General features: G+C 53.4%; 12 protein-coding genes. 1 reads left to right on the top strand and 11 read right to left on the bottom strand.

Annotated elements, in window-relative coordinates; genetic code table 11:
• The gene (locus tag AC5S26_RS18255) at positions 1-1698 is read right to left on the bottom strand and encodes an alpha-L-fucosidase (protein ID WP_494186358.1); all 1698 of its coding nucleotides are present in this window, start codon (positions 1696-1698) and stop codon (positions 1-3) included.
• A gap of 391 nt (positions 1699-2089) precedes the next feature.
• On the opposite strand from AC5S26_RS18255, the gene AC5S26_RS18250 reads away from it, so the two are divergent.
• On the top strand, positions 2090-2950 hold the full coding sequence (locus tag AC5S26_RS18250; protein WP_494186357.1) for a helix-turn-helix domain-containing protein: 861 nt from the start codon (positions 2090-2092) through the stop codon (positions 2948-2950).
• 70 nt (positions 2951-3020) lie between these two features.
• Here AC5S26_RS18250 and AC5S26_RS18245 read toward each other — a convergent pair whose 3' ends face one another.
• From AC5S26_RS18245 to AC5S26_RS18200, 10 genes are all read right to left on the bottom strand, one after another.
• Positions 3021-5162 (bottom strand): 3-keto-alpha-glucoside-1,2-lyase-like domain-containing protein, encoded by a 2142-nt coding sequence (locus AC5S26_RS18245; RefSeq protein WP_494186664.1) that lies wholly within the window; start codon positions 5160-5162, stop codon positions 3021-3023.
• A complete protein-coding gene (locus AC5S26_RS18240; RefSeq protein ID WP_494186356.1) occupies positions 5143-7764 on the bottom strand; it encodes an ATP-dependent Clp protease ATP-binding subunit in 2622 nt (873 codons plus the stop codon). Before AC5S26_RS18240 ends, AC5S26_RS18245 begins: the two co-directional genes overlap by 20 nt.
• Positions 7765-7787: 23 nt before the next feature.
• Positions 7788-9539, bottom strand: coding sequence for a hypothetical protein (locus tag AC5S26_RS18235; protein ID WP_494186355.1), 1752 nt, complete (start codon positions 9537-9539; stop codon positions 7788-7790).
• Complete coding sequence (locus AC5S26_RS18230) at positions 9536-10462, bottom strand: PASTA domain-containing protein (RefSeq protein ID WP_494186354.1); 927 nt, start codon at positions 10460-10462, stop codon at positions 9536-9538. Before AC5S26_RS18230 ends, AC5S26_RS18235 begins: the two co-directional genes overlap by 4 nt.
• Positions 10453-12162: a hypothetical protein gene (locus AC5S26_RS18225; protein WP_494186353.1), complete on the bottom strand. Its 1710-nt coding sequence runs from the start codon at positions 12160-12162 to the stop codon at positions 10453-10455. The genes AC5S26_RS18230 and AC5S26_RS18225 overlap by 10 nt, the downstream gene beginning before the upstream one ends.
• A gap of 542 nt (positions 12163-12704) precedes the next feature.
• Positions 12705-13262 (bottom strand): hypothetical protein, encoded by a 558-nt coding sequence (locus AC5S26_RS18220; RefSeq protein ID WP_494186352.1) that lies wholly within the window; start codon positions 13260-13262, stop codon positions 12705-12707.
• 39 nt (positions 13263-13301) lie between these two features.
• Positions 13302-14645, bottom strand: a complete 1344-nt coding sequence (locus tag AC5S26_RS18215) for a hypothetical protein (protein WP_494186351.1) — start codon at positions 14643-14645, stop codon at positions 13302-13304.
• On the bottom strand, positions 14645-15145 hold the full coding sequence (locus AC5S26_RS18210) for a type VI secretion system contractile sheath small subunit (RefSeq protein WP_494186350.1): 501 nt from the start codon (positions 15143-15145) through the stop codon (positions 14645-14647). Before AC5S26_RS18210 ends, AC5S26_RS18215 begins: the two co-directional genes overlap by 1 nt.
• A gap of 17 nt (positions 15146-15162) precedes the next feature.
• Entirely contained in the window at positions 15163-16617 is a 1455-nt protein-coding gene (locus AC5S26_RS18205) for a vWA domain-containing protein (RefSeq protein WP_494186349.1), read from the bottom strand.
• Positions 16614-17567, bottom strand: coding sequence for an FHA domain-containing protein (locus tag AC5S26_RS18200; protein WP_494186348.1), 954 nt, complete (start codon positions 17565-17567; stop codon positions 16614-16616). The genes AC5S26_RS18205 and AC5S26_RS18200 overlap by 4 nt, the downstream gene beginning before the upstream one ends.
• Between the last annotated feature and the right edge of the window lie 169 nt (positions 17568-17736).

Here is a 17736-nt window from a genome sequence, read left to right as displayed (position 1 = left end):
TCAGTTTATGGAGGCAACAGGACAATGAGTTCGTATGGCAAAAACCCAGGCTATGTCAGCAGGAAGTTCAGTGGGAGCTACTGTCGGCAGGGCCAAGCGAACACCATCTGGGCGCTGGTGAAAGAGGATTTCGTTATGAGCACCCAGGAGTTTGATCGAACAGATTGAAGAGGAAAGGTAAGGATTTCCTCGATAAAGCGTGCGCAGCATAAGACTCCCATCTGATGGCCAGCCCAAGACTGTGGCATAGAGAACTTCGCCGGTCCTGGAAGTGGTGTAGCGAATATCGTGTGGAGTGTAAACCTGGATGTCTTTGTTCTTTTGAGTCGAGTCCTTCGGAGCCTTTGTGGGACCTTCGCCGAAGACGGCAAAGGGGCGTGAGCCGTAGATGGCCTCACCATTGATTCGGAGCCAATCGCCTATCTGGAGCAGGACACTACGCGCTTCGTCGGGAATGGTGCCGTCAGATTTAGGCCCCACGTTGAGCAGAAGGTTGCCGTTTTTGGAGACAGTGTCGACTAGTTGTGCGATGAGAGACTTAGCGGTGCGGTATTGGTCATGCTCTGCATAACCCCATGAATGAATGGATATCGACGTGTCTGTCTGCCATGGCAGAAGACGAAGCGTATCGAGCTTGCCGCGCTCGATGTCGAGAGTGGCAACATTCGCCGGCATGGACTCCTCTTTGTACGTGAGAACAGGTTGCTGGTGCTGCTGTGCAGAGCGGTTGTAATAGTAGGCTGCGAACTGCTGAAGTGCGGGTTTCATGGCAGGCTGGCCGATCCACCAATCGAAGTACATGAAATCTGGATGATACTTGTCGACGATCTCAGTTGAGAGGGCGAGCCAATTGTCGATAAAGGCCTGGTTGGGCGCCAGCCACGCTTCCAGATGGCTGGGGTCCGGCTCTTTGATATCGACGGTCACCCCATCGGGCCCAGGAAGATTCATGGGAGCGGCAGGGCCGTAGAGCAGAGCTGTCTCAGGAGTTTCCTCGCGGACGTCAGAGGGAAAGGAGCGTCCACGACCATACCACCACCAATGCTCGGCGGTATGGGATGAGACGCCAAAGCGAAGACCGTGAGCGCGAGTGGCTTTAGCAAGCTCACCGACGACATCGCGATGCGGTCCCATGCGGGCTGCGTTCCATGGAGTGATGTCGGAGTCATACATGGCGAAGCCATCGCAATGCTCTCCAACGGGAACGACATAGCGGGCGCCAGCCTTTACGAAGAGATCGATCCAGATATTGGGATCGAAGTGTTCCGCTTTGAACATGGGAATAAAGTCTTTGTACCCGAACTTTGTCTGCACACCGTAGGTGGCGATGTGGTGATCGTAAGCCGGATTGCCCGGCACATACATGTTGCGTGAGTACCACTCGTTTCCGAATGCCGGAACGGAGTAGACGCCCCAGTGAAGAAAAATTCCGAACTTCGCATCCCGGAACCAATCAGGCGTGCTGTATGCAGCTAGGGAATTCCAATTCGCGTGAAATGCGACATGCGCATTAGAAGAGGCTGTATTGGCGCGGACTTTCGCAATCTGGCGGGCCGTATTGTCAAGCGGATCGAACGGACGGGCCTGCGCAAAGCATGTGGCAGTAGAGGCAAAAAGAAGAGCACCTAAGAAAAGATATTTCACCGCGACACGATACCAGAGGTCGAGGTGGTGTTGTAGGTGGAAGTTGAACGGCAACCCGCTAGCCCTTCATGTAAAGAATGGAACAAACTTTGCTCCGAGGTAAGGGATTAGTCCACTTTCGTCACTAACTGTGGCATGAATGCAGCATTTTTAACCGATGCATACAACTCATATATTTTGACTTAACTCCAACATAGTCATCTATGCGAAGACGAAGATACCAAAGAACATAAAATCTAATTAGAATTTCACCGTCTGTTGATTGAAGTAAATCGGCTGCATCGTAAAACACAATATAAAGATACGAAAACATTGTTTTAGTCTGCTCCTTGGGTATGCGTTAGCCTTTTTCATCTGTTGAGCATTGCGTAAAGAGGTAGCCGCATTGTTTGTAAAGGGCCCGCCAAAAAGCCTCCCTATTCAATCCGACGCGTTAAGCAGAATTATGGCCGTGCGAGACGGTGAAACAAAGCCTCTCTACGACTCTGACTTGCAAGGATTACACTCCCCTTCTCCATCACTGTTGATAGAGAAGCATGAGGTACGTCCTACGGATTGGCAGGCGGTCACTATTCCCGATCAGGTGCTTAGCCTATATCTACGGCGTTGTTCGGTGGAATATAAGAGCTGTTCTGGAGATTGTCACAGCCTGATCCGAACAAAGGGCAGCGTAGTGATCGAGAAGCGAGCTTGTGAACAACAGTTCCGCTGGAGTTCACATGCATCCACGCTCACGGTTCGATTGTCTGATGCGGCACTCGAACAAGCAGCGGACGTTGCTCCACTCGCAAATAACAGTGTACCGACTGAGCGTGCAAACCAGGATATGCACCTCTCATCCTTACTATTCGCGCTTGAGCGTGAGCGAGTGCATGGATATCCTGCGGGGCGATTGTTTCTGGATGGAATCGAACAGGCGCTTGCGGCAATTTTGGTTCGGTATGACGGCATTGCACAACGTGCCCCCCAAGTGTACAAAGGCGGTCTGGCTCCTTACCGTATGAAGCGTGTAACGGAGTTTATCCATGCGCATCTAGAGGATGAAATCACATTGGAAGAATTGGCGCGAGATGTAGGATTGAGCGCTTCGCACTTCTGCAGTCTCTTCCGTAAAACATCGGGGACAACCCCTCATCAATTCGTCCTTCATTGCCGAATTCAACATGCAAAAACCCTGCTAGGAAAGTCGAGCAACTCCATTCTCGACGTTGCACTCGCTTCTGGCTTTCGAACCCATCAGCATTTCTCCAGAATCTTTCGCCGTCAGGTGGGAATATCGCCAAGGGCATACCGCTTGCAACTTTAGCGACCACTTATTCGAGAGGCAGGACCTGGTTCCCTTCCACTGAGTTGTTACAAACTCGATCGGCGCGTCATCACTTGGATCGCCTTTGCCGTTCAAGGCGCAACTGAAATGCGGCTGCGCGCGCCAGAGTGAACTGATCTCCATCGCGCAGTTTGACAGCTATGCCGGGCTGGAGCCGTCGGCTATGAAGAAAAGTTCCATTCGAGCTATCGAGATCAATAAGGTAGCAGTTGTTATCACGTTTATGTATTTCGCAGTGAAAACGCGACACTTGTCGATCCGGATCGCGTACAAGTACCTCGTTTTTCTTACCGCCATCCATGGCAACTCCACCGATGTGAGTAACCTCCTGGTTTAGAAGATGGCGTTTGCCTTTATCGACGCCGTCAAGTGCAACCAGATATGCGGTCGCTGTCCTTCCTCGTCGCCTCAAGAAAAACATCGCCAGCGCGATGAAGGCCAAAAGACTTCCCCCACCGAGTCCCACGCGCATCAAACGGCGGTTCCTGAGCCTGGAGAGTATCAATGCCTGCAAACGATCTACTTCAGGACCGTTGGCTCCAAGACGTCGCGCATCATTCAAACGATCCCGTGCTTCGTTTGGATTACCCCGCAACAGCGCATCCTCGGTCTGAACCATAAGTGCAGAGCGGCGAGCGCTGTTAGCTTCCTGCTTTGCGGTATTGGCCTCCTGCTCCTGTCTGCCATGCTCGCGTTGCGTGTTAGCGGCGTCGATCTGCGCCTGCGCTTTGTCCAGACGCTGCTGGGCAGGCATGTCACCTGGCTCGAGGACTAGGATCTGCTTGTTAATGCGTATAGCTTCTTCTGGAGAGGAAGCATTGAGAGCATCTACAGTGAGCTTACGGACCTGCTCCTGTTGCGCCTTCTCCTCTGGAGACGGACCGGGCATTATCATTGGCATCGCTACCGTCGCGGCACCGGCAGGCGCCGCTGTTGCAGGAGCAGCAGGTATGGCAGGAGCTGGTGGCGGCGGTGCTTCCGGCCCTTTCGCTAGAGCTGCTACTTGAACATCTCGCAGATCTAGCTTGGCCTTCTCGTTCTCAATACGAAATCCCAGCGGCCCGGAAGCTGAATGGTAGAGGCCCTCCGGACGAGAATCGTAATAGTCGGTCACGAGTATGCCGTTAATCCATACCGATAAGCGGTGGGCACGTGCAATTACCGTGCACGCAAAGAACTGCCCGGGATGCACTGAAACAGCTCGAGCCTTTTCAACCTGGATCAGGCCACCCGTGCTGAAAGACCTTCCATCCCGATCCGTAGCGCTATCCGTGTTGATTACGTAGCCAGAGCTAAACTGATTCGGAGTTCCGCGGAAAAACATTTCTGTTCCGGAGTGTCCGTCCTTTTCGGAGCCCGAGGATTTTGCGACGAATTGCAATACGAAATCGTCATAGGCGTTGGTCGATTCGAGCTGACCTACGCCTCCTTCTCCATGAACGACGCCATCACCCGACCACCGTACACTTTGTGGAGGTTTGGGCTTGCCTGATAGACCAGGAATCGGTAGCTTCAACTTCGATTTGTTCTGTGGAGCGGGCGCAGCCACAGCTCGCCAACCATCCAGGTTTGAGCCGTTATAAAGTCGGTCGAGTCCAAGCGGCTTCAGCAGAACGGAACGAACCTCGACCCTTGAGCCCTCAGGCGCCGCAAATTCAAGATAGCCCACTCGGTTTTTAGGATTCTTCCCATCAACTGTAACTTTCCCATTGAAGTTCACCAGCAGGTGCTCACCCTCTGCTCTCACCTCATACGTGTTCCAGCTTCCAATAGCGGAACCGGCAGCACCCGTTTCGCCTATTCCCGCAATGGTGCCGTTGCTAAGTGACAAGGTATACCCTGGCTGCGCTGGCTTACTTTGCGGGTCGGCACGCAGCAGCAAGCTTGCGGGTCCACCGGTTGTGCGGGCCTCAAACTTGAGATCGAAGTCGGAGAATGAGGCTGTTGTACGCAACCAGGTTTGCTGCTTAGAGTCTGAAGCAAGCGTATTTCCGTTTACCTGCCAGTCTCCCCCTCTAGAGGTCCATCCGAAGCGTGACGTACCATCAAAAAGACGAATCCAACCTTGCGCTTCTTCCCCGCTAAGGGATGGGAGAACGGGTGCCGATGCGCCTACGCTCGTAGTCGCAAAGAAGAGCAGTGCGACAGACACAGCTACGAGCGCGCACCAGTTATGCAGTGGTCGTGGCATGTTGAGGGACGTCAAAACTAATTCCTGTCTCTTCCGAATAAAGGATGTGCAACTGCTGCCCTCGCTCGATATCGCCTGCAATCAACGCAGTAGCAAGTGGCGAGAGAATTACCTGCTGCATTGTTCTGCCTACCGGCCTTGCGCCATACTCCGGATCATAGGACAGCACCGCCAGGTGTTTAAGCGCAGCTTCCTGGACATGCATTTCGATCTCACGCTCTTCTGCCAATTTCCTGCGTAAACGCTCGAATGAGTGTCCTACGATGCGTTCAAGCTCGAGGGATGTTAGGGCATCAAAGGGCACAATTTGAGAGATGCGGTTATACAACTCGGGCCGCAGTGTTGCTCGTACTACTTCCAGAATGATCGCGCGACGTTCTTCCACGTCTTCGCTCTCTCCCATCGCTTCGCGAGCGCCCAGGTTTGATGTGAACAGGACGATGGAATTGGAAAAGTCACAAAAACGTCCTTTTGCATCCGTGAGTCTACCTTCGTCGAGCACGCTCAGCAACAGATCCAAGACCTCAGGATGCGCCTTCTCGATCTCATCGAAGAGCACGATGGAGTAAGGACTGCGGCGTACTCGCTCTGTGAGATAACCACCTTCGTCAGAGCCAATCAGTCCAGGGCGTGCGCCAATCAAGCCGCTGACAGATCCCTTCTCCTTGTATTCCCCCATGTCCACACGAATCAGCGCCGTCTCATCATCAAAGAGCGCATCGGCCAAGGCCTTGGCCAGCTCCGTTTTTCCAGTACCCGTAGGCCCAACGAAAAGAAAAGAATTCGGCTTGCGATGCGTTTCGAGATCCGCGCGCATTCGCCTGACGGCTTCCGCAACCGCTAGCACAGCCTCGGGCTGACCGAAGACTCTCTCTGAGAGTCGCTCTTCGAGCCTCACCAATCTCTCGCGTTCATTCTCAAGCATTCGATGGATCGGAATACCAACACGGTCCGCAATGACTTCCGCCACGTGCTCTGACCGTACTTCGTCTGGCACAGGGTTACTTTGACTCGCTCCTTCTTCAAGCTGCCTCTCCAGGTCACCGCGTTGTGCTTCAAGATACTGCAGGGAGCCGTAGCGAATCTCGGCGGCATGTGTGACATCGCCAGCCGACTGTGCCTCGGTCAGCATAGCCGTCTGTTGCTCTATTGCCTGTATAGTGCGCTGTAGCTGTTCGGAGACATCCTTCTGCGCCAGCCACTCTACTGTCAACTGATCGATACGATCGGTGACTTCAGTGATTTCATCAGAAAGCGCGGAGAATTGTTTCTCTTCTTGAGACATGCTTTCAAACTGCAACCGCTTGTCTGCCAGCGAGCGCTCGAGCCGGTCGATCTCTCTCGGCTTCGACTCCTTCTGCATGCGGATGCGCGCGGAGGCTTCATCAAGGATATCGATTGCTTTGTCAGGCAGAAAACGAGAAGGCAGGTAACGTCGCGATAACTTGATGGAAGCACGTAAAGCTTCGTCAGAAAGCCGGATACCGTGGTAAGCCTCATATCGAGGCCGAATTCCGCGAAGAATAACCAGCATCGCTTCGTCCGTCGGTTCTTTGACGACAACGATATCAAAGCGACGTGCGAGCGCGCCGTCCTTTTCGATTTTTTCACGGTACTCGTCGAAAGTCGTAGCGCCAACGCAGCGCAACTCACCGCGTGCGAGAGCAGGTTTTAAAATGTTCGCGGCATCCATGCCACCTTCATTACCACCTGCTCCCACGAGCGTATGCAACTCGTCGAGAAAAAGTATGATTTCGCGCTTGCGCGCACAGCACTCCTCAACGATGCCCTTTAGCCGCTCCTCAAACTCCCCACGATACTTCGCGCCGGCCACTATTGCAGTGAGATCAAGGGCAAGCACCTTGCAGTTCTTCAAGGATTCCGGGACATCCCCAACGGCAATGCGCAACGCCAACCCTTCGGCGATGGAGGTCTTGCCTGTTCCAGGATCCCCGATACAGACAGGGTTGCTTTTGGTCTTGCGCAGCAATATCTGCATTACACGGTGAATCTCTTCGTCACGTCCAACCACGGGCATGAGTTCGCCGCTGCGAGCGAGCGCCGTAAGATCTCGAGCAAATCGTGTGAGTAACTTGCCAGGAGCATTTGTCCGGGCTGCGTGCGCAGCCAATCCATTCGTATCGCCCAGGACTTCATGGGTAGAGTCGCTCTGGCGTTGAGCCGCAACGAGGGTCTCGTGCGTGATTCCCGCTGCGTGCAGATCCTTCGCAAGGTTCTCGTCGTGTTTCGCAACCGCCTGCACAAAGTCCACCGGCTCGGCAATCTCGGCGCCACGCGCCTCCATCTCTTGAAAGGACCGCTCAATCAGCTCACGCAACCCACGTGAAGCCACCGGTCTGCGACCTTGCTCCATTGTGCCCTGAGGAAATTTGTTCAGCCGCGCGGTAAGTGTCGCAAGCACAAGCGCAGACGAGACGCCGGCACGCACAAGATGCGCCGCAGTCACCGTTTCCCCGTCGAATAGCACATAAAGCAGATGTTCTGACGCAATGCTGGCATGCTTGCGCTCTTCCGCGAAGAGACGAGAGCGATCCAGAGCACTTTCAAAATCTGTAGATAACTTATCCAATGGAATGGACATGCAGTTTCTTCTCCGCGCGATTTCTATTCAAGGCGTCGTCTACGTGGCGGAGCGTGGTTCTCTATCGCTCCAGGCTCTACGGCAAGGCTCTCCTCGCGAGAACCCAATGCGTTCCGCGACCCGCCTGGCCGCGCTTGCAACGGAGGGCGGAAAGGGCCCGGTGAGGCATTCCCGCGGCCGACAACCGCTGGCTCCACATCTCGCATTTTAGGCAGTTCGTTCGGATGGGGCGAGGATGGCTCCCTCGGCTGATTCGAAAAGCTTCCGCTCTCTACATCGTGAGCATAGAAGCGGTGGCGTACAAACAGAAGCGCTGTCCGTACATTAAAGTGTGCGGGTACAGCCACGCGCAAGTCAGTCACTGTCGCAATATCAGGGGCATCAAAGTCGAACTCGACATTCTTCTGAGCAGCCAAACGCACCTGTGCGACACCGTGGATTGGAGCACGTCGCGATCCACTTCCTTCATTAATTCGGATCTCCACAGGCACCCGAGTTTCCACGGCATATTCGTGCTCGACCTCAGCAGTAACAATGATTCTGTACTTCTCACGTCCCTCGAGCCGAATACCAGCAAAATAAAATGCCATCTCGTCGCCAAAACCCTGCAACCGTGCGGGCTTCGCTGCCAGCTTGTAAAGAGCACTTCCACCGCGATCGAAGACGAAGGTCATCGCGTCGAGCGTGGGACTCACGCGGAAGTCTATGTACTTGCCCTCGAGGGCGCGTTCGAGTGTCTGCAAGCTACGTAGAGAATTCTGTACAGATCGCACCTCTACGCCCAGATCGTCCTCAACCCGCCAGCGCCGAGAACTCCTCAGCAACTGTTTCTGCTGTTCTACTAATGGCACGAACTCTGTTTCACCGGCATTCTTCAAGGCATCGAAATACTGCTGCACTGGTGGACTGAGGTCGAGCCCCACAGCTGCACCTTGCAGAAATACGCGAAGATTGCCGAAAAACTGGGCGGGCGACTGTACGGGATTGAGACAGCCATAGAGGCAAGCTTCAATGGCTGGGATCATTCGTTTGACGAACTCGAGTGAATCTTTGTCAATGCCGACATCGATTCCCCGTTCGCGAGTCAACTCGATATATTCCTGCATGGCGCGATGCAGTTCAATAAAACGGCTAGACAGAGAGGTAAGCTGTTCGACGATGCGGCGCCAGGCAGCGCTGAGTTCGCTGAAGCCAGCCAAATTGGTACAGGGTGGGATAAAACTTGCATCTTTTTCGTAAGCAAGGCTGCTTTCGGAACGCCTCAAACGACTCACCACGATCGCATGCTGTACGTCCTCCCCATGAGGCTGAAGCGACATTCGGTATCCGCGAACACGCTCAGTTTGCATCTGGGGATTATGCTCGTCGAGAGCACCATCCAGCACAATATAAGCGTGAGGCGGCGCAATAATGTAAACGCGCAATTCTCGAATACCTTCCAGATCTATTTTGCTGAACTCCTGGTAGAGCGGATAATCCGGAGCAATCTCAACGGGAGTACCGGCCGCGGTCAGACCCCGGCACTGCGTTACTGTAATACGCAGCGCATGCTCATCTTCTGAGAGCGTCACAATAGGATCATGTCGTACCGCACCGAATTCGCTCTCCGGCAGACGCGGCCCACCGCCAATCAACCCGAAGCTATCGTGCGTATAGCGCAGCATCCAAAGCATCTCTGCTTCGTAGAATCGCTCCTGCCGCAGAAAGTGCTCCGGGGTTACGAGCATCCCGAATTCCCAGTTAACTGCATTGTGTCGAACGTCCTTCGGGTTCATGCGCATGCTCCTCTGCCCAAGTAGAAGTTGAGACCAATAAGGCTATTGTTTGCGGCTATGCCCAGATGAGGAGTTTGGCGAGCATCTTCGAGCATCCAGGTAATCGAATGTCCATGGTAGGCACTCAGGCACAAGTTCGTCGTTATCTGAATGAGTCGGTGGCCCAATTCAGATTGAAAGCGGGCGTGGGCCTCAAGAGATACGGGGCCCAGTTGGATTTCGATGGAATCTGTATCAAGCTGACGATCGCCTACCAAAAAGTCTCGCCCAAGACGGCTTGCTCTGGAGCCAAGCAGCGATTGCTCTCTCGGTTCGAGTAAACGATATGAAGCGCGGTAGCGAATCTTATAGATAGGCAGGCCAAGAAGAACGATAAAGATCAGCTGGATTCCAACTTCCCTACCCGCCATACGCGCTAACGTGGGAGCCAGCAATGCAAGAGGATAGAGTAATTCCTCAGGCCATACTGATGAATCTACGCCAAAGAGGGCAAGCCAGCGGCGGCACGCTGCGAATTTGTCTGGACCAATGTTAAACAAAGGAGCCCCGGCTCGCAGCCATTGCCCCGCTTTTTGTATCGGATCGTCGAAAATCTCGCATAGTTCCCGTGTACCCATCTCAGCTTCACCACCGGATTCACGCATGGGCAGTGGCAATGCCCCAAAGAAGCCGAAGCCGGCGATCCATAGGGTAATCGGTACAGTGGGAGTGAGGCGCGTGCCGGCCGATGGATCCTGACGCACGATCTGCAAACTAGGGCGACCGGCACCGGCCATACGTAGAGTAAGCCGAGACTCCGCGATACCAAGAGCATCAAGCACATTTACTGCAGAATCCACCGTGTGTGCGAAGCCGGCGGTGCCTTGCGCGAAGTTCGGCATCATTGGATATTGTTCAATCGATACTGCAGGATTCACGCCCATGCCAGCTCCACATTTACATCTACATCGAGCGGCACGCGTTCTGTAAGAAAGCTGTGCAGATCCGCAATAAGGACGCGAGCTTCTTCTTCTGGTGCTACAAATCTGTCGCGCCCTGCAGTAACGGTGATGCGGTGCAGCCTGCGCAATCCACGTGAGCTCCGAGCAAGTATCGGCTGTACATCGATACTATGAATGCGGTGATCGAAAGAGCGAATCGAAACTTCAAGATCGGCGCGTGTAAGCAATCTGTGTCGCGACAAGAGCGTTTCGGAGAAGCGTCGCTGCGCCGAATGCAACCCTTCTCCATCGGAGCCACCCGCAGCCGCGGTAATGTTCTCAACCATAAGACCGTGCACTGGTGACTTTGTAAAACTTCGCAGACGAGCAACGCCCATTTGATTGCCGCTCGCCCCGGCAGTCATCCAAAGGCGTATGTTGGCATAGGCTTCATCAACTCCATTTGGCATTTTGCCCGGAAGCAATGTCAGGTACCCCTGGTGCAGCCTATAGCGACCAACACCAGCTCGAGAGGATGGCTCGAATTCAGGAAGATATGTATCCCCGCTCTCACCAGTGATTGAGAGCGGCGCTACAAGGAAAGAATGTCCACCTGTCTCTCTGCTAATAGGAATCGTCGTACCATTCTCTTTAAAATGCACGGTCTGGTTTAGGCACTCAACGTTGGAAGCACTCTGAGCATGGAGATAGACGGCCGAAATGGCAGTATGCAAGGGCTCTACGCGCGAGTCGAGCTGGATGCGGAGCCATGCTCTCGGTTTCATAAAAAGTCCCGGACGCTCAAAGATCGCACGAAGCGAAGTCTCGAGTCCATGTGGGGCTTCGCACAAAAAGTAACGCTCCGCGGAAATCGATGGAAGCACGAAACACTTGCCATGCCAGAATCCCTGAGGCAGTGAGGGTAACTCCGACTTTTCCGAGATCGTCGTTGCTTCTTCCGTCGTCCTTAGTGAATGCAATTGATACTGGCCAGCATTCAGGTCACGGGGTCGAAAAATACCTGAAGCTTCAAATCGGCCAGAGTTCGAAGCCAGTGCCCAGTTTTCGCTCTCCAACTGAGCATTCAACAATGCAGCCTCGGGACTGGTTTGCAAAAAAAATCCGTGGCGTGAGAGGTATGTGGGGCCTATATTCTCAAGCGCAAGGTAAATCGCTGGATGCAGTCCCAGCTCCGCAGACACGGGACCATAAGACGGACCGGCGCGCAGACTCTCAGCAGGCAGCTCAATGCCGCTTAACAAGCGCAACTCTCCGTTGGAACTTTTCGGGGCGACGGAGCCTTTTTCTGAGCACTGATAGACGAATACCGCCGCAATGCGGGCAGAGGAAACAGAGATGCCATAGTCCGCGGCGAAACTCATACGTCCCCCACTCTCCGGCTCACCGCTAAGTACGGTGCCGGCTGCCACGTTTACCGGCTCCGCTTGACAGCCGTAACGCACTACTAATTGCGCTGGACGCGCAAAGCGTCGTTCAAAGCCTAACCGCTCTAAAAGCTCATCAAGGAGGGCTGTCCTCAACCGGTCCGTATCGGACGAGAGAGCGTAAATCTGCGAGGCTAGCGTGCGAAATAGTACGGCCAGCACCGGATCAATAAGCGTGGACTCGATGCCGTACTCCCGTAGATACCGGCGGAAGTCCTCGCGAAGCTTCAGATCAATCTCTGCAGCGCTCGCGTTCATAGAGCATATCCTGTTGCGCGATCACTACCGACCTCGCGCAACATTAGAGTGACATTACGTCCTTCCGACATGTATCCCATTGGCCGAACGCTATTGGACGCTTGCATAACTCGTTCAAGTGGCTCCAACGTCAGTGAGTCAACTCGATAACGTGTCAAGCCTAGGTCAGTTAGTACCGTATTTATTTCTCCAGTGATCGTTTCAGCCATGCGTGTACGAGATTCCTGAGACAGATTCTCATTGGCAATCTCGGGGAAAAAATCTTGGAAACCGAATAGAGAATGTCCGGGCCAGGAGCCTCGCGGCGTACGCGCCATGATTCCAAGCATCATCAAATATGCGTCCCGCTCAACGGTCTTCTGCAGCAAACCCTGCTGCAAACGTAGCGGAAATGTAATTGATGGGTTCGAAAGACTCTCTGCGAGATATGTCGGGGCCAACTCCATAACTCCTGAACTAGTGAATGTAGAAGCCTTTGAGTATCAGGAGAGTCGCGTCCGCGGTGTGAAAGCACCGCGGACGACGCAACCACTCAATTGCAACTAGTTACCCATCGAGATATCCTTGAAGTTTTGTTGATTCATCGCCGGCTCCAACTCTAGCGTGAGCAGATGATTCACAGTCGAATGACTGCTCGAATCTACGTTTCCGTCAGGAGAAGTAGTTGGCATAGGATTGCCTGTCTCAAAGCGGCTGATCCAACCTTTGAATTTGTAACTGCACAATGCATCTTTCTTGGCATCGTCCTTCCAATACTCGATCTTCATATCGACAATCTTGTCACGGGTCACTACATTCGCAAGAGTGAAGAGACGTTGCAAGATACTGTGCGGTACGTTTGTATCATCATGAAAATCGACATAAATTTTGATTGCTGTAGAAAGTGTGCCCATTTCAGGCATGCCTGCGCGATCCTTCAAAGTGGCAAAACGCACTGTGCTGGCTAGTGCGTCGAACTTATTTCCATCTACGGTAACGGTGCTTCGCAATGGACTTGACATGTGAGTTGTCCTCTCGTCTTCTTTCAGCGGTGGTGTTTTCGATTGAACTTTAGGCCGCTTGTGCAGCAGTCGCTGAAGGATGCCAAATATGCGGTCCATCCACATGCTTAGGCTCCTCCACGCTTTAGCTGACACACACTATCGGCCTGCCGGCTCCTGCTTTGCTCCCTCAGAAGCAAACTCGGGGGTATCGATCTTGAGGCGAAAACTCTCACCTGGCCCTGTCGGCATTATTTCGAGCTTAAGGTCGCAAATTCCCTGCATGCGCTTATTCGCATCGCGATCGATTTCCAATTTGAAGTCAAGAAGAGTGCCAGCCTCTACCTGTTCCTGCAACATGCGTACAATCGGTTTCTCAATCGCTTCATCCATAAATTCGCGTGTGAGCACCTGCCCTGCAACCTGCAACAGATAATGCCGGCAGCAACGCTCGATGTAACGGATGATGCGATACGAAGTAAAGAATTTGTAGACGCCGTAGGGGTCGTCCGCGAGCGTTCTGCAGCCGAAGAAGCAGAGCTTATTGTCGGCATCTCGAATTATCGGGATAAGCTGACGCTCCATGCTAATGTGTTCCATCTCGCTAATGAGAGGTTCTATCCTGGCCTTCTCAGGCCCCGTGACTTGACCGAATCGTGACCCCACTGGCCCCTGCGCCAATCCTGCACTGTCGTCTGTGCGAGCTACGGCGCCTGCAAAGGCAAGGGAGGGAGGACCGTAGAGATCATCACCATTATCAATGGTCTTTTCAAACCAATGCTTCGGGCGTAATTGCAGATAGCCCATGACTACGACATCGGCGGCCGCTCGATCTTCAGGCCTCTTGAGGAACTCGTATTTGCCGCCAGGTCGAAAATTACGTTCCACATTCTGAAACGATTTCTCATCGTCAATATCGGTAATGAGCAAAATTCCCCATTGATTCGCGATATTCTCCAGTTGCTCTCGAACCTGTTGGTTAATCCATCCTGGAATTACCAGGTTGCAGATATCATCCCGAAAGTTGAAGTTATCGTTGCGCTTCTTGCAGAAATTTTCTACAGCCGCGATCGTCATGCTGTACACATCTTTGATCTCGCGTGGATCGGTATCCCATATATATAGTTCAACGGGTTTTCTTTGTTTGCCGTCGTAAATCTTGGTGTTTTCAAAGAAGGTCTGCAGTTCGCGATAGCTGCGCTCAATGGGTCGCAGTCGCGCAAAAACTTGTTCCAGCAATTCGTCGCGAATCTCTTCTGCATGGTCGATCTGCGATTGTAATTTTGCCAGCGTCTCCTCAAACGCATCCTGATCACTTAGTAATGAGGTGATGTCGGTGAGCTGAGAGAGAAATTCGCGTGCACTCTGCGGTGTAAAGATTGAGGTAATCGACCGGTTTTCATCAATTAATCCCGGATGCAAATCGGCAAAAATCTCCAACAAAACGTCACGTGCAGGTGCATCCCCCAGAATTTCGCTGGTAGACTTCGTGAGCATTTCCATTAATTCTTCCCTTCTACAACTTTGTCGAGTTCATCCCGTAATTGTCCCAAAGCGGCAATGATCTGCTTGCGCTGCTCTGGATTGTTCCATGCACGACGCACTGCAGGCAGCTTCCAACGATCCTTGAGCCTATACATCAAGTCGATATTGTTCTTAAGATCAGCGAGGTCGTTACGCAGGTAGGCTACTGAACCGTCCTCGGCCCGAACCTCTTGACGGGTCATGATATTGGAAGGTTCAAAATCTTTAATGCTCCTGAAGCGCAAGTCCGCCTGAAACTCGGTCTCCTCCGCACCAGCTCTTCCTTTGAACTTCATCTGGGGATTAAATTTCTCGAAGGCATGCTGGAGCGATTCCACCACTTCCGGCTCTTCGTCCTCGGTGTGAACCTCCCGTCCTACTTGCTCTAGAGTCATGGGCATTGTCACGGCACAAGTACTCGTTGGGACCTTACGGACAGCGGGTCGGACACCCTGGCGCTTAACTTCGATAATCGGCATAGAACTCCCTCCGCAAACTAACTCAACCTTGTTTTGTTTGGATCAAATGTTGTGACCGGCTGAACGATCGTGTGCTCTCCTGGACCACGTACTGGCATTCGAGCACCACGGCCTGGAGACTCAAATCCAGGAGGAGCCTGACGGAATGCTGGCTGGTTGTCTCGGCGTGACAATGATTCCGCACCTGGCCAGTACTCAGGTCGCACCGGCCGCGCCGCACGATTGTCATAACGCTCCGGCCATAGTAGCCTAGGTAGCCCGAACCATAAAACCGCCAACAACACGGCAAAAGCGGCGAAGATAAAGAACGGGCGCAGAAAGAGCAACAACGAACCATGATCAAATCGTGCGTTTACAAGGAACGCGCGCTGTTCAGCGTCCGTCGCTTCGTCTTCGAAAGAGGGAGTCGCGACAGGCGGCGCGACCCACAGCGCCTGCCTGTTCTCTACCAAGATGGAATCATCAGGCAACATGAGCTTCACCCGAAAGTGGATGACTCTGCCAGCAAGCAGTGTGCGGGATCCAAGGTTCTCCGGTGCCTGCAGCGTGACAGTCAGGCCTCCATCCTGCGGAAGTTGCCTCACCTGGAAAGCCCTGTGCAAGGCATCCACATCGAACGTAATCAGGGGCGGACGGGTTCCCAGGCGTGTCATCGCTATTTCATCAATTGAATGCCTGTCGCCGATTCCAATAGGCAATACATCGACACCGGATTGTCGTACTGCCGCAGCTACAGTAGTAAGCCCATTTTCTTCACTAAGTAAGCCTGGATCATCCCCGACCTGCGGATGCACGTCATTTGTTCCATCTGTCAGCAAAAGCAAACGGGGTTGGTCAGTATTAGAACGATGTTGCTGACGGAGTCTCTCAGTTGCAGCGCGCACTGCTGAATACAGCGCCGTATTGTTGCGAACCTCTGGTCGAGGCAGCGCGTCCAATTCCGCTTGAGCCTCGGCTCGCGTGCTTACAAAATGCGCGGCCGCAATGGTGGCTTCAACATTCCGGCTAGAAAACGGAATGATCGCCACAAGGTCCTGGCCATCGGGAAAATTTTTGAGATATTCAGCGGCTGCACTTTTCGCCACATCGAAGCGGGACTGTCCTGCGAGGTCCTTAGCAAGCATGCTGCCGCTTACATCAAAAAGCAGTATCGCGGTCTGGGGACGCCTTGCCTGATCAGATTTGCCCGTTGCAGCTATCGCATAAAACGGCCTGACTGCCTGTCCGTCTATCTGTACCTCGACATGCGAGGCCAACTGTTCGACGGGCGGAAGCTGTACGTTAACCGGTCTTCCGGTTTCATCGACAAAGCCAAGTTTCATTCGAAAGCAGGGTTCCGTACCTTGCGTCCCGCATTCGATGAGCACCGGCTTAGCAAGAAAGTCGAGAGAGACGGATTGTCCATACGTGAACGCCTGTGACCATCCCGCAACGGAAAGCACAATCGCGGCGATGCGAACAAGGGTCTTCATCGGTGCGCACCTCCGGCTTTTCGTTTGGCTACGAACATGAGGGTTGTGCGACCTAGAACAATGAGTGTCTGATCCTGCAACTCGTACGGGGAAGTGATAGAGCGATTCTGCGCCTTAAGCACAAAGCGCCGTAAACCTGCTTCGGACATAACATCGGGATGACGGGTTACATAAAAGCGCCCGTCTTTACCATAGATGCGAGCGTGTCGCTGGGCGACTGTTCCATCCGGAAGATAGATATCCACTTCGCGACCATAGGTCGTTTTAGACAGATCTGCGCTTTGACTGCCGAGGACATAGCTATCTCCTTCTTGAATAGCCCATTCTTTTTCTCCAAGTTTGCTTGACGCTCGAGGATCGCCACTGTTCACGAATCGCAACATAGCGTCGCGAAGGAGGATCGGCGCGAAAGCAATTCCGAAACTGATACCGGCTCCAGTAAGCACGAATGCAAGGGCCTGGGAGCTCCCGGGAAGCCACTCGCTGAGAGTGCCAAAGACCAGTCCTCCCAGAAAGCCTCCACACATTCCGCCCACCATACCGTGAGCCAGACGGGCACGGTTCACGGAAATCCAGCGGGCGCCGAGCCCCCCTCCGATTAGGGCTCCGCTCACCATCCACCCCAACACAGTGCCAAGGGACAGAGCGCCAGGAAGCGCGGCGCGCAAGGGCAGGTGCAATGCTCCCGATAACATGCCCGCGCCGAGACCGATAAGAACCCCCATCGCTACCCAACGTGCCTGTATTCTGTTGCCCGTCCACTTCTCATCGAAGGCTACGGTAAAGCCGCCGATAAAGCCGCCCAGCAATGCGGAGGCAATCATTGCCGAAGGCCACGCCGGAGAGCCTGCTGGTATCAGCAGAATGATAAGCGCCTGCGAAGCCCATGCAAACAGACCAGCCATGCCTCCTGCGAGCGACATGAAATAAAGCGTTTGATAAATATTCATGCGGAAGCAGGAGTTCCGTGCAAAACACGGCAACAGATATCCTGCAATTATTCCTTGTCAGACAATATGTGCTTCACGCTTCTTCTGGATTGTCCTCATTTGCAGTCTGTACGAAGTGTCCATTCCTACGTTTTTTGGTCCAATCCATCTGGAATATTTTGATCGGCGT

The sequence above is a fragment of the Edaphobacter sp. FHG110511_03 genome, assembly GCF_059115365.1.
Note: the sequence above shows the minus strand (reverse complement) of the source record. Positions and strands in the feature narration are given on the sequence as shown.

Excerpts from the sequence above, each read along its gene's own strand:
- AC5S26_RS18250 (WP_494186357.1), top strand. The coding sequence starts at position 2,090 with ATGGCCGTGCGAGACGGTGAAACAAAGCCTCTCTACGACTCTGACTTG.
- AC5S26_RS18245 (WP_494186664.1), bottom strand. The coding sequence starts at position 5,162 with ATGCCACGACCACTGCATAACTGGTGCGCGCTCGTAGCTGTGTCTGTC.
- AC5S26_RS18240 (WP_494186356.1), bottom strand. The coding sequence starts at position 7,764 with ATGTCCATTCCATTGGATAAGTTATCTACAGATTTTGAAAGTGCTCTG.
- AC5S26_RS18235 (WP_494186355.1), bottom strand. The coding sequence starts at position 9,539 with ATGAACCCGAAGGACGTTCGACACAATGCAGTTAACTGGGAATTCGGG.
- AC5S26_RS18230 (WP_494186354.1), bottom strand. The coding sequence starts at position 10,462 with ATGGGCGTGAATCCTGCAGTATCGATTGAACAATATCCAATGATGCCG.
- AC5S26_RS18225 (WP_494186353.1), bottom strand. The coding sequence starts at position 12,162 with ATGAACGCGAGCGCTGCAGAGATTGATCTGAAGCTTCGCGAGGACTTC.
- AC5S26_RS18220 (WP_494186352.1), bottom strand. The coding sequence starts at position 13,262 with ATGGACCGCATATTTGGCATCCTTCAGCGACTGCTGCACAAGCGGCCT.
- AC5S26_RS18215 (WP_494186351.1), bottom strand. The coding sequence starts at position 14,645 with ATGGAAATGCTCACGAAGTCTACCAGCGAAATTCTGGGGGATGCACCT.
- AC5S26_RS18210 (WP_494186350.1), bottom strand. The coding sequence starts at position 15,145 with ATGCCGATTATCGAAGTTAAGCGCCAGGGTGTCCGACCCGCTGTCCGT.
- AC5S26_RS18205 (WP_494186349.1), bottom strand. The coding sequence starts at position 16,617 with ATGAAGACCCTTGTTCGCATCGCCGCGATTGTGCTTTCCGTTGCGGGA.
- AC5S26_RS18200 (WP_494186348.1), bottom strand. The coding sequence starts at position 17,567 with ATGAATATTTATCAAACGCTTTATTTCATGTCGCTCGCAGGAGGCATG.